The organism is Paenibacillus hunanensis (assembly GCF_014645615.1).
GTDB lineage: Bacteria > Bacillota > Bacilli > Paenibacillales > Paenibacillaceae > Saccharibacillus > Saccharibacillus hunanensis.
In genome coordinates, this window is sequence record NZ_BMMB01000002.1 from 287,520 (window position 1) to 300,960 (window position 13,441).

Below are 13,441 nucleotides of genomic sequence, written 5' to 3' on the forward strand. Positions count from 1 at the left end.
AACCCTCCTATTTGTGCAAACAGGAGGGACGCTTGTCATCCGGCACGTTCTGGTGCCGGGAAGGATACCACTTGCTTAATCCATACCGTATAGCTTTTCATGCAGTTCATGTCTTTTGCGCTGAATAACAGGCAAACGACGATCTGCACCCTTGATCAAGCAAAGACGTTTGTCCGTACCATGCTGAGCGTTCACTCCTCATGATAATAAGGCAAAGTAGAGAGCGTTTTGTAACTTGCTCGATCTCTATTATTTGCGTCCTGCTGTCCAGCGCATATTCCAGTTGAAGGCAAGGTCCATCTCCCTGTGACCACTAAAATACTGTACAACCTTCTCAATACTGAACGTATCACCAACATTTTGAATCATCGCCACGGCACACATTGTCCGGCGATTATCCGGTTCATCCAGACGAACGATAATGTCTGGCCCACCCTGCTGCTGAATCGTCACTACACCATCTGCCTCCGTCCAGCGACTAATCCCTTCATAAATAAAGGAGAATACCAGCACACGCTTAATCTCAGATAAACGATTCCCATTGATGCGCATATTCTCACCATTCGAACGTTCACCTGTGCGATCATCCGCATCCAGCGAAATATACGGTTCCATCGTCAAACTACCAAAACGATTCCCGAGCGCCTGCACGACACCTTTGCTGCCATCCTGTAGCTCGTACAGACAGCCCAGATCCAGATCGGCGCCCTGCGTACTGGAACCACCAAAGCCAAAGAATCCACCGCTTTTCCCCTGCTTCCGATTCCAGTTCAGATTAATCAGCAGCTCACCGAGCGCTCCGCCCGGCTTCTTCTGTAGATTAATCACATCGCCCTTTTTCTTCAGCTCAATCTTCGATAGATTCAGTGGAGCGGGCGGCGGCGAAGGAGCAGCAGGTGGTGCGGATGGCGGTACAGGAGGTGGGGTCTGCTGAACTGGCGGAGCCGGTGGCGGTGGTGGAGACGTACTCTGCGGCTCCGCTGGTGCTTCAACCTCCACACCGTAGCTACCACATAGCTCCTGTAATCCACCAAAATATCCTGCCCCTACAGCCGCAAACTTCCATTCTCCCTGATACCGATATAGCTCCCCAATCACAATCGCCGTTTCATTGGAAAAGCCAGCTTCCAGATTGTATCGGAACACCTCGGTCTGTCCCGAATCGACTACACCTCGTATGTACATCTGCTGCATGCGGCTAAATGTATGACCGGGTATCTCCGCATTATAAATCGTCAATGTTATCGCAATTTTATCGATCTGCTGTGGAATTGAAGAAATTTGAATATCAAAGCGGCGACGATCGGTTCCGCTCCCCTGCTCAATGTATCGAATAAAGCCATTGCCCGCATTACCGTAAAAGATCAGATCATCATCACTCGCTACACGTCCATTCGCCTGTAGCAAAAAAGCCGATGTATCCAGCTCCATCGCATCTGGTGCCTGCCAGCCTAACAACAAGCTAAACTGTGACAGCCCCGGTCGATTTTTCGTTACATCTGTTTTTTGTCCTCTGACGATCGTACTACTCATGCTTCCACCTCCTGCAACGATATCGCCTGATGTTAAAATGACATACAGGGACGTACCCTGTATGTCATTGGTTATTCTGTAACGATGGCGAGCGGTTAGGCTGAACAATCGCTACATATTCATATCTGTTATTATCCGATTATACTCCTATCGCATGACGATATCGTGGGGATAACCCCCTCGCCATGCCCATGGAATGGTAATTACGCTTGCAGACCGTAGTCGCGTACCAGACCAGCCAGACCGTCGCGATAGCCGCTACCGATTGCGCTGAATTTCCACTCTGCACCGTGACGGTACAGCTCGCCTACAACTACGCCTGTCTCGATCGAGAAGTCTTCACCCAGATCGAAGCGGATCAGCTCTTCATTGGTTGCATCGTTTACGATACGTACATAAGCGTTCGATACTTGACCGAAGTTCTGGTTGCGAGTATCTGCTTCATAGATCGTGATGGTAAAAGCAATCTTCTCTGTTGTTGCTGGTACGCTTTGCAGGTCTACCTTGATCTGCTCATCATCGCCATCACCAGCACCTGTACGGTTGTCACCGCTATGGATAACAGAACCGTTCTCGTTTTGTGGGTTATTGAAGAAAATGAAGTCCTTGTCGCTTGCTACTTTACCTGCGCCGTTTGTGCAGAATACAGATACGTCAAGGTCAAACTCGCCGCCGCCATCATATTTATTCGTATCCCAGCCCAGACCTACAGTGATTTTGGAAAGTCCTGGATTTGTTTTCGTCAGATCGATTTTTTGGCCTTTGCTCAAGTTGATTGGCATAATAAGTTCCCTCTTTTCTCAATATATAAGTATAGGTGATTCCATTTGCTGTTATTGCTAATGTACGGTAGAGGTTTTGCCTTGTTTCCTAAGCTTATTGCGGATATTGCAAAACACAAGCCTTGTTACTTACACGTATTCACGAGCAAGGATATCGACATGTGCCGCATGCTTACCCTGACCGATGGCATTGAATTTCCACTCCGAGCCGCTGCGATAAATTTCGCCGGTCACGAGAGCGGTCATACCTGCATAATTATCTGTCAGATTGTAACGCGCCAGCTCTTCACCCGTTTGCTCATTGGCTACACGGATATAAGCCGATGCGATCATACCGAAGTCCTGACGACGCTGCTCTGCCTGGTAGATGTTCACCACAACTAGAATCTTATGCACATCTGCCGGCACTTTGGACAGGTCGATAGAGATTTGCTCATCGTCACCTGCACCTTCGCCTGTCAGATTATCGCCACTATGTTTTACAGAACCGCAAGCGCTGGTCAGATTGTAAAAGCAGACCAGATTTTCCTTGCGCAGCAGTTTGTCGTCTTCACTAAGCATCAGCGCCGATGCATCACAGTCGATATTAGGCGTAGACTTTTTGAAGCCGAACAATCCACGGGATTTTTCTTCGGCAGGGTCCCAGCCGAGTCCAACCAGCAGCTTTGTCAGATCACTGCGGCCTTTGGTCAGGTCAATCTTTTGTCCCTTAACGAGATTGATTGTCATGAATGAGATAGGCCTCCTTTTTGCACGTAATGGTACATAATACTGTGCAGGTTGAGCAATCGTTTCATTTTTTTCAAATCAGGCAGAACAGACCCAGCTGATCCAGGGCTAGCCTGCCGCCGATGACGGCTCCTGTCCTGCGGGAAAATGATCGCTCGTACAAGCATCGATCATCCCCTATCTCCATCTTAGCAGAGCAACAGGGGCAAAGGAAAATTTCGCCATACAGAGCTTCCGTCATCGTGGAATATTCAGGTAATATGTATCATTAATGGCAGTCAATCCATCTTTATTTTCTCACACGTTAGTAAAAAAACAAGCCGTCCCTTTTAGATAACGGCAAGCATCAACAGCATGTAAACCCAGGCGAGTCAGTATGTAAAGCTGAGCTCCCCAGTATGTAAAAAGCGCCCGATTACAGGAATCAGACGCTTCATAATGAAGATGTTCAGGGATCTATAAGCTTCGATAGCTAGAATTAGTAGAAGTGAATAGAGACATAATCGTTAGAATAAGAGTGTAACAGCAATCACTAACAGACGTTGTGCTGTTATCGAGAGCTGTACAGAGCTACGATCATCCACAGCCTTATTTATCGGGCATGCTTCTTATGGTTAACCGCATTGCCTTTGAAAAAATAGAGTGCGATCATATCCCCCAGCGACAGCAGTACAAATGCCACAATGGCTGTACCGAGCGCTTCACCGGCACTATTTTGCAGACCGTATAGCCAGAACAAATAGATAATAACGGCGGGAATGATGTTACCAATCAGCCGCTGCCGGACAAACATAACAAAGGCTACTAAAAGCCTGTTCATGGTGGACCCTCCAAAAGATGTAATAGACTTCCGAGTGTGATATACCCATAGTCGGAAGGACATAAACGGTAAAACCAATGACAGTCTATGAACATGCATATCTTCGCTCACAGAAACTCATTATTATACATTTACCACACCACGAACAGTGTATAATTGACTAATTAAGTCATTACATTTTTGTCGAAAATTATCAATGAGCAAACAGACCATCATCATGGCCACGACAAAGAGACAAACCTGCACCAGAAGCTGGGGCGCTTCCACGGGTAGAGCAGATTTTTTCTCCATGTATAGCATCACTATACATTTCTCAGTATGACAGCAGTTTGCAAAAAACATACAGCAAAACTTTCATAAACAATGACTTCATTTTAAGATATTCATGTAAAAAAAAGCCCAACCAATTCGGTACTGGGCCACTCTCGTTCGCCTGTGCCTGGCTCAGGCGTTCTTGCTCATGAAGCTAGGTGTTACAGCGTGTATGCGCTGTAATCTTACCATCATGCATGTACATGATGTGTTGCTACGCGTACTCCATTAAGCGTACGCTATCACGTAAAGCTATGTAGCCATATGGCTACCGGAATTGCTATGGGTATTCTATGATATAAAAAACACGTACTTATGATATAGGTAAAGCTACTGTTCCCAGACTGGATCGGGACGCTGCCAGTACAGCCACACATGCATCTTCTCTATCGCTGCATGTGTTAGTCTGTTCCTTCCCCGCCGCGTGTGATCCGTCCTTATTCATGCTTTGGTGAAACGTTACGACCAGGCAATAGAATGTGCAAGTCAACAAGTACCGACCTGCATGTCTTACAATTTCTATTATTACAGCAGTTTGCGAAAATCGGACTTATTTTTTTTGTAATCACATCCTTTTTTTTGAATCAATGTGAATTGACTGGAATTCGAAAAATCCCATATAACAAGTTACCAAAAACGTACATTAGAGATTTTGGGTAACCTATATAATAATAAAAATTATCATTTTTTGGCAAAATAAATCACGTCTTGTATTCGAGCACTATCGTTTCTTTATAGAGTACAGGGTCGATATAAAGATATGGCAATCAAAATGTGTTAAACGGAAATGTTGACGTATGGGTTATGTCCCTTTGATTATAAAAATTTTACAAAATTGTGAAACGTGCAGGCTATATTGCTACGTAGTAGATGAGTAAGTCGACAACGTATTGCACCGGTGCTTCATCCGCATGAAGTTTATGCATGACCATAAAGAGGTGATTCACTTGCAAAAACATTTCACCACACTACGCCACGAGCTAGAAGCCGAAATCGCACGTCAGGGCTATTCCCTGAGTAGCTTTAGCAAGGCATCCGGTATTAATCGGGGCATCCTTAGCTCCACCCTGAACGGCTCTCCACCCAAACCGATGTCCATTAACCAATTGGATAAAATGGTACAAACACTGAATAAACCCCAAGGCTGGCTGTATGAAAAGTTCGCCCAGGAATGCTTCAACGAGTCTGGCAAAACGAACTGGCGCCGCGTTCGTCCTTTACTACTGCGCTGTATCGAGCTGGATCGAAACGATTTGATCAGCCGTACACTGGGGCTGCTGATGGAGGACCCGAACCATATTAGTCATGTGTTTGAATTAGCGGAGGAGCTCTCAGCTGCGGGACAGGATAGCTCTGCGATCGTGCTGTATCGCTGTGTTATTGAGAATGAACGGAATTATCATTCTGAGCGACTGGCTGTTAGTCAATATCGTATATTTTCTAACTCGCTCAGCCATAATATTGAGAATAATCTTAAAGCTGCTATTGCTTTTGAGCCTTTTCGTAATCAGTTGCCTGTGCCTCTAAAACTAGAAGCTTTATTAAAGCTTGGCAATGTATTTTATACAGTTCAGGATTGGGAATCGACCTATCAATATGGAACCGAGCTATATACCTTTGCCAAACAAATTTACGATTACCGACAATCTTCAATAAAGAAAGGCTATACACCAAGGTCACTTCTACTCGAACATCCGCTGGTGTATTACTATGGACAAGGATTGACAATACAATTTAGTTCGTTTGAATACACTGAAAGATACGATGAGGCTAAACCTTTATTGAATCAATTAGAAAATCTAGACTGGTTTGAAGATGATCATCCACAGAACCAAATGCAAATTGAACGCTTTCGTTTCTTTACTTCACTGAATCGCTTTAGCATCGAGCTACTATCTGGAAATATAGAAGTTTTAGCTGACTATTCTGCTCTGTTGCGTGCCCATCCTGAAGAAGCACTAACTGGTCTACATACCATTTTAGAAGCCGCGAATAAGCATCATTGGAATGTAGATTTTGTTTTAGCAGATCATGAAGGTCTACTTTATCCTGCCGAAATTGTTGGTGATCTCGATACTGACCTGACTCATACAGCTATTTTTCAAGGCTTCAGAGACGAATCGATTATCATTAGTCGTTATGTAAGTATGTATTATGAGTTAGCAATATATTATTGCAATCATAAAGTTTATGACACTCGATTAGAAAACATATTGATTGCTCTGGAAACTACAATTGTAAAATATAATCGTGGTCGTATACTCGATTGCTTGCAATTATTCAAAAAATTGCGTGAATTGAGCGAACCAATGAAACTGCACAAAGTAAAGAGAGACAATCAAAATAGTACTGAATAATATTAGAGTATTGGAGCGTGTAGTCGCATGACGAATCAGCAAAGTGTGAGTTATAAACTAAAAATGGAGCTGGTTCGCCAGGGCTACACTTTAAGTAGCTTTAGTAAGTTATCTGGCATTAATCGTGGAGTACTCAGTTCAACTTTAAATGATCCCCCCACCAGGCCGTTATCTATGAATCAGATTAATCAAATGAATCAAGCTCTTAATTTCCCTGTAGGTTGGCTCTATGAAGAATATGCGCAAGAACTTATTGCTGATATAGAGACTGTCAGCTGGAGAAAAATCAAAGATTTGCTAACTCACTGTATACAAATCAAAAAAATGAATCTGATTCAAACAGTTCTTGATGCACTGAAAGACACAGCGACATACATGAACTACATTTTCGACTTGGCCGAGGAACTCATAGAACAAGGTGAGGATACCCAATTAAGTATGTTTTATCAATACATTCTAGATCACGAATCAAATTTACATGCAGAACGATTCGCGATAAGTCAGTATCGTTTATTTCGAATTAGTCTAGGTTTAGACGTGCATAAAATTTTAAAATGGAAGATTCAATTCGCTCCCCAAAGACATTCCTTGCCATTTCATCTGAAACTTGATGCTTTGGCACAATTAAGTAACGTAGCATTTGCATTCAAAGAATGGGAGGAATTAAGACAATATGGTGAAGAACTTGTTGCTACTACTATGATGATATACAATTCACCGCCAGAATATAAGTATTCTTGCATCAAGAAAGCAGAGCGTTCTTTGCTGGTTTATTATGGAAAAGGTCATATTGCTCAAGCTGCTGGCTGGGAATACAGCGGTAACTACGAGGAAGCACAAAAGATGATCTCTTATTACGAAGACTTAAGTTGGTTTGAGTTCACAGATCCTACTGATAAAATTCAGTTAGAAAAATTCTATATTATCGCTAAATGTAATCGATATAATACGGAACTTTATCTAGGGAATAACAGCGTGCTTAAATCGTATATAGATTATTTGGAGTTCTTTCCAGAGGAGCAACCTGCTAGCATAGAGGTGATTATAAAAACCAGTATTATGTACGGTTGGGATATTGATGATATCTTAGAAAAATATCATGATGTGATTTATCCTCCTGATATTTCCCAGTACCTTCAGACAACAACGTATTATTCTATATTTATCGAACTCAACCGCTACACTACTATCTATCATGATCTGGCTTTATATTACTTTGAACGCAAAGGAAGTACAGAACAACTAGAACACGTACTATCAACTCTCAAATCACATATTGAGAAATATGATCGAATTCATACTTTTGATAGTACAGAATTATTTGAAAAGCTGTATAAGTTCTACTTTTAATCTGTAGGGAACACTCGCTAACTGCACAGATTATTAAAGGAGCGTAGTTCTATGACAAATCTACGAAGTGTGCGATATGAATTAAAAACGGAGCTGATTCGCCAAGGATATACATTAAGTAGTTTCAGCAAAATATCGGGTGTAAATCGTGGCGTACTGAGTTCCACGTTAAGTGATCCTCCTACCAAATCATTATCTATGAATCAGCTTAATCAGATGAGCGAAGCACTTCATCTTCCCGTAGGATGGTTGTATAAGCAATATGCAGAAGAGTTGATAAAAGATATTGAGCATGTGAGTTGGCGGAAAGTAAAAGATTTACTCACTCATTGTCTCATATTGAATAAAGTTAGTTTGATTAAAATGATGTTGGACGCCTTGAAGGATAAAACAGCATATGTAAATTATATTTTTGAGTTAGCAGAAGAACTTATAGAGCAGGGATCTCAAGCTGACTTGCAAATGTTTTATCAATATGTACTAGATTATTAATCTAATCCGCATACAGAGCGATTTGCAGTAAGTCAATATCGTTTATTTCGTGCGAATTTGGGATTAGATTTACAACAAAATTTTAAAGCCATGATTCAGTTTGCCCCTTATCGCCACACATTGCCTCTGTATTTGAAGTTAGACGCGCTGGCGCAATTGATACATGTATCTTATGCTCTTAAAGATTGGGAAGTCCTAAACAAGTATGGAAAAGAACTCGTGAACACTGCAAATCTAGCTTATAAAGAAAAGTCGAAACAATCACATATAAGTACAAAAAAACATGAGCGTCCTTTGATCGTTTATTTTGGAAAGGGTTATACTGCTCAATTTATAAAATGGGAACATAATGGCAATTATGAAGAAGCAAAAAAATTAATTCCTTATTATGAGGACTTAAGTTGGGTAACTAAAGTAGATCCCTTAGATACTGAGAGTAGGATTTCTGTAGAAAAACATGCTATCTATGCCAAATGTAATCGGTACAATCTGGAACTCTTACAAGGAAATTATAGTGCCCTCAAGCCTTATGTAGACTACCTTGAGTTTTTCCCTGAAGAACATCCAGCTAGTTTGACAATTATAATAAAGGCAAGCAATATGCATAAATGGGATATAGATGAAATTTTAGAAAAGTACCATCATATCATCTATCCTTCTAATATTTTAGATTATTTACAAAGGATAACAAGCTACTCTATGATTGTAGAAATAAATAGGTATATTAATATTTATTACGAATTAGCTTTATATTATTTTGAACGTAAAAAAAATAAGGATGATTTAGAGCATATATTATCTGTATTAAAGTCTAATATTGAAAAATATAATCGCCTCTATTCATTTGATAGTACTCAATTATTTGAGAAGATTTCCAAGTTCTATTTAGCTTAAAGCGATAGATTTGAATATGTTTGACATATTATTAATTACTTAAAATAAGAATTACTACTTCGGTGGTGATTCTTATTTTTGCATGGAATCATATTTTTATCTGGCAATTTATATACTTACCTTTATCGAAAAGCTCTATATGATGTTTCCTATTTTCGATACCTATTTTCCCTTTTCACAATTAAAAGTAATTGACCATGGTTCAAGCTCTAATATATAATGTAATAAATTTGAAATCATGGGTTAACTGGGGCGCTATACACGGGAAACTTTTACCTTAAAGGGGTGTGTTCGGTTATGATTACCAACACCACAACCATACGTTTGGAGATTGAAAAGGGAATACGTCAACGAGGACACTCCCTTAGCAGTTTCGGCAAGCTTGCCGGGATTAATCGCGGGATTATTAGCGGTATTTTAAATGGTAATCCGCCAAAATCCATTTCCATCCGCCAGCTCGATCTGATGGCTGAAGCACTCGGTCATGAAGAAGGCTGGATGTATGAATATTATGTGGATGAATGTTTTATTAACGAAAAAGCAGATTGGCGTCGGATTAAAGCGTTCTTACTGCGATGTACAGAGATTGGGCGCTATGATTGTATTCAGGCGGTTCTTGATCGTTTGATGGAGGATTTGTCGAATACGATTTCTGTATTTGGATTGGCAGAAGAGTTATATGAAGAAGGAAAAGTGAAGGAAGCTATTCCTTTTTATGAATGCGTTATCGAAAATGAGAAGCATCAGCATTCGGAGAGGCTCGCTATTGCGCATTATCGAGTGTTTCGGGCTTCGATTGGCGAAAATACAGAAGAGAACTTTAGAGCAACGATTAGATTTGAACCTTTTAGAGATAGACTTCCTGAAAGATTCATGTTAGATGGATTATTAAGACTTGCTAGTGTCTATTACACAATGGAAAATTGGTATTACCTAGAAAGATGTGGCGACGAACTAATTCGCTTGAGTCATGCTGTTTATAATGAACAAAAAAAGTATAAGCAAGAAACTGGTAACTATCCCGAACTCAATACAGAGCGTAGGTTAGTAGTATATTATGGACAAGGTTATCTCATTAAAGCATTGGCATTAGAATATTTAAAAAGATACGACGAAGCAAAAAAATTAATTTCTTCATACTCAGACCTAAGTTGGTTTGAGATTCTTGATGAAACAGGCATAAAAGAAGTTGAGAAGTTTAAACTTTTTGCAACAGCTAATATGCACAACTTAAACTTACTTTCTGGAGACTTCTCTTATTTAAATGAGTACGTTGATTTTCTTCATGCCAATCCCTTGGAAATTCTTCCAAGTTTAAGCATAATACTGCAATCCGCTAATGAACATAATATTGAAATTGATAATGTAGTAAATAAGCTACTAGAAAACCTTCTAACTTATGATCATTCTGATAAAAATTATTATTCCCAGACTAATTCAATAAATCGCTATGTAGATCTTTATTATCAATTAGCAGTATACGAATTTAGACGAGAGAATTATACTAAAGGCATAAATCATTTACTCGAAAGTTTAAGTATCTCCTTCAATATTTCGAATAGAACTAAAACACTGGAACGTGTATTACTCTTTGAACAGTTTAGACATGTAGCCAATTCAGACCAATTAGAGTTATTTAATCAAATTATAAAGGAGGCTAACCAATATGAAAAAGCTAGTTTATACGTTAGTACTAGTAGTAGGTTTGATTAGTCTAATTCCTTCTGGAAATATTCATCAAAGTCCAGTTATTACTACTCAAAGTAATGGACTTGGTGCATAATTCTCATTTATACCTGACAAAAGCCTGATCACTTAATTAAGTGATCAGGCTTTTGTCATTTAAACCAACTCATGTTCTTTATAATCCTCATAATTCCCAATCGTCACCTTCAACTCCCCATCCTGCAAATTCCACACCTGCTCCGCGATCCGATTAATAAAATACCGATCGTGCGATACAGCGAGAATCGTGCCTGGGAACTCCTCCAGCGCTTCTTCCAGCGCCTCGCGTGCAGAAATGTCCAGGTGGTTCGTTGGCTCGTCCAGAATCAGTAGATTCGGACGCTGGTGCATTAGGATCGCCAAGCGTAGGCGGCTCCATTCGCCGCCGGATAGGCCGGATACTTTTTTGAAGACGTCGGGGCCGTAAAATAGGAACTTGGCAAGCTGTCCGCGGGCGGCGCCTTCTTCCATGCGGGCGTGTACTTTGAACCATTCCAGCACGGTTTCACCTGCATCGGGTGGTGCTGCCTCCTGTGCTAGATAGCCGACATCGGCGCGAGAGCCGATTCGGATCGTACCGGCATCGGTTTGATCCTCGCCGAGAATCATGCGCAGCAGTGTCGTTTTCCCTGCTCCGTTTCCGCCGATAATCGTGGCGTGCTCGCCATAGCGTAGCAGTGCGCTCGCTTCCTGAAGCAGCATGCGCTCGCCGTGACTTTTCCATACTTGCTCCAGTACGAGTACACGTTCACCCGAACGTCCCTTTTGACGCCATTCCAGATCCATACGAGCCTGATCCATGACCGGGCGTTTGACCTTTTCCATGCGATCCAATGCTTTTTGCATCGATGCAGCACGGCGGTGGAAGCCGGGGTTCGGTGGATTGGAGCGATTGCCCCAATCGATCAGGCGCTTGATCGATTCCTTGATGCGCTTGATTTCCTTTTGCTGCTCCTGATAATCCTCGAATTGGCGCACGAGTCGGCGCTGCTTTTCATCTCGATAAGCTGAATAGTTCATCGGGTAGGCGGTCGCTTCTCCATCCTCCAGCTCGATAATTTCCTGTACGATTCGATCGAGGAAATAGCGGTCGTGTGAGATCACGACGACCGTTGCACTGGAATGCGCGATAAAGTTCTCCAGCCAGACGACGGCTTCCATATCCAGATGGTTGGTCGGTTCGTCCAGTAGTAAAATATCCGGGTTGGTCAGCAGCATGGCGGCTAGCGCCACTCTCGTCTTTTCGCCACCGGACAGCTTATCGACAGGCTCGTCGTAATATTTAGCTGGAATGCCGAGACCGTTGGCAATGCTATCGATACGGGCGGACATTTCGTAGCCGCCTGCTTGCTCGAAGCGCTCCAGGGCATCGCCATAATCGCGAATTGCTTTGTCCAGTGCTTGCTCGCTCTGATCTGCATCGCTCATACGCAGCGCAAGCTGCTCCATCCGCTCCTGTAGTGCCAGCAGATCGCTGAAGCTGCTACGCAGAATTGTCATGACGGTCGTGCCTGCGGCATAGTCTGGCACCTGTGCGAGATAGCCGACCCTGGCACCCTTTTGAATGTGTACATTGCCCTGATAGGGACGTTCCTGACCGGATAGCAGGCGAAATAGTGTTGTTTTCCCTGCTCCGTTCATTCCGATTAGACCCACCTTGCGGCCGCTGTGAATTTCTAATGTAACGCTGGATAGCACCTGCTGTGCTCCGTAATATTGTTGTACCTGATGACAGGCGATCATAATAGACATGTATATTCTCCTCATCGGGCAGCATACCACCATCTCGATATGCCTTTTGCAAAGGTATTGTTAGATGGGCAGGAATGTGCCAATTATTTGTAATGGTGGATGATGGAGAAATGCACGCTACCGCCTGTCAGCCGATAGGCATAGGCTTGCTGTGATTGCCGGATATGCTTGCTTGATCCTCGACTCTGCATCGTAACGATATCAGATCGCTTCTCGAAAAGGACAACAAGCGGATAACCTTACTCTAGCGACGTCTATGATCCAAGACTAGCGTCAGCATCGGCAAACATATAAAAAAGCCACAGGTAATCATACCTGCGGCTTAAATCATAGCAATTCGGTGGTTGTCTGTAACACAGACGAACAGCGATCATCAATCTGTAATAGTGGTGTACAACAAAGGTACAGCAAACTATCGCAGTGCGACACACTCGCGGTGTATCCCAATTACGCTGAACAGTTACTCAAATAACCCGACCGAGGCTGAAGGCAGGAGCGGCATTTCGCCATTTTTGTAGTATTCATTTTTGGACAGACTTCTCCCGTCTTCGTAAAATGTGTTTGAAATACTAAAAACGCCTTGCACTCTGCAATCTAGCGTCATAGAAAATGGGAAATTCAACATCCTGCCTCACCTCCTTGGTATAACGTCTGATCCAGCACCCCATGTTCCTTCCCGGGAACGATGGACTGAT

General features: G+C 42.3%; 10 protein-coding genes. 5 read left to right on the plus strand and 5 right to left on the minus strand.

Features of this window, described 5'->3' with window-relative positions:
• Positions 1–249: 249 nt before the first annotated feature.
• The 4 genes from IEX62_RS04735 to IEX62_RS04750 form a co-directional block, all read right to left on the minus strand.
• Positions 250–1,533, minus strand: coding sequence for a TerD family protein (locus IEX62_RS04735; RefSeq protein ID WP_188774268.1), 1,284 nt, complete (start codon positions 1,531–1,533; stop codon positions 250–252).
• 203 nt (positions 1,534–1,736) lie between these two features.
• Positions 1,737–2,315, minus strand: a complete 579-nt coding sequence (locus IEX62_RS04740; RefSeq protein WP_188774269.1) for a TerD family protein — start codon at positions 2,313–2,315, stop codon at positions 1,737–1,739.
• A 129-nt stretch (positions 2,316–2,444) separates the two neighbouring features.
• Positions 2,445–3,044 (minus strand): TerD family protein, encoded by a 600-nt coding sequence (locus IEX62_RS04745; protein WP_188774270.1) that lies wholly within the window; start codon positions 3,042–3,044, stop codon positions 2,445–2,447.
• A gap of 592 nt (positions 3,045–3,636) precedes the next feature.
• On the minus strand, positions 3,637–3,864 hold the full coding sequence (locus tag IEX62_RS04750) for a hypothetical protein (protein ID WP_188774271.1): 228 nt from the start codon (positions 3,862–3,864) through the stop codon (positions 3,637–3,639).
• A gap of 1,223 nt (positions 3,865–5,087) precedes the next feature.
• Between IEX62_RS04750 and IEX62_RS04755 the strand changes: the two genes are divergently transcribed.
• From IEX62_RS04755 to IEX62_RS04775, 5 genes are all read left to right on the plus strand, one after another.
• The gene (locus tag IEX62_RS04755) at positions 5,088–6,533 is read left to right on the plus strand and encodes a hypothetical protein (protein ID WP_188774272.1); all 1,446 of its coding nucleotides are present in this window, start codon (positions 5,088–5,090) and stop codon (positions 6,531–6,533) included.
• Positions 6,534–6,560: 27 nt separating this feature from the next.
• Positions 6,561–7,883, plus strand: a complete 1,323-nt coding sequence (locus IEX62_RS04760; RefSeq protein ID WP_188774273.1) for a hypothetical protein — start codon at positions 6,561–6,563, stop codon at positions 7,881–7,883.
• A gap of 51 nt (positions 7,884–7,934) precedes the next feature.
• Positions 7,935–8,375, plus strand: a complete 441-nt coding sequence (locus IEX62_RS04765; RefSeq protein WP_188774274.1) for a hypothetical protein — start codon at positions 7,935–7,937, stop codon at positions 8,373–8,375.
• 57 nt (positions 8,376–8,432) lie between these two features.
• Positions 8,433–9,269, plus strand: a complete 837-nt coding sequence (locus IEX62_RS04770) for a hypothetical protein (RefSeq protein ID WP_188774275.1) — start codon at positions 8,433–8,435, stop codon at positions 9,267–9,269.
• A gap of 297 nt (positions 9,270–9,566) precedes the next feature.
• On the plus strand, positions 9,567–10,982 hold the full coding sequence (locus IEX62_RS04775; RefSeq protein ID WP_188774276.1) for a DNA-binding protein: 1,416 nt from the start codon (positions 9,567–9,569) through the stop codon (positions 10,980–10,982).
• 129 nt (positions 10,983–11,111) lie between these two features.
• Here IEX62_RS04775 and abc-f read toward each other — a convergent pair whose 3' ends face one another.
• Positions 11,112–12,746 carry a ribosomal protection-like ABC-F family protein gene (gene abc-f / locus IEX62_RS04780; RefSeq protein ID WP_188774277.1) on the minus strand — a complete coding sequence of 545 codons (1,635 nt, stop codon included), beginning with the start codon at positions 12,744–12,746 and terminating at the stop codon, positions 11,112–11,114.
• Between the last annotated feature and the right edge of the window lie 695 nt (positions 12,747–13,441).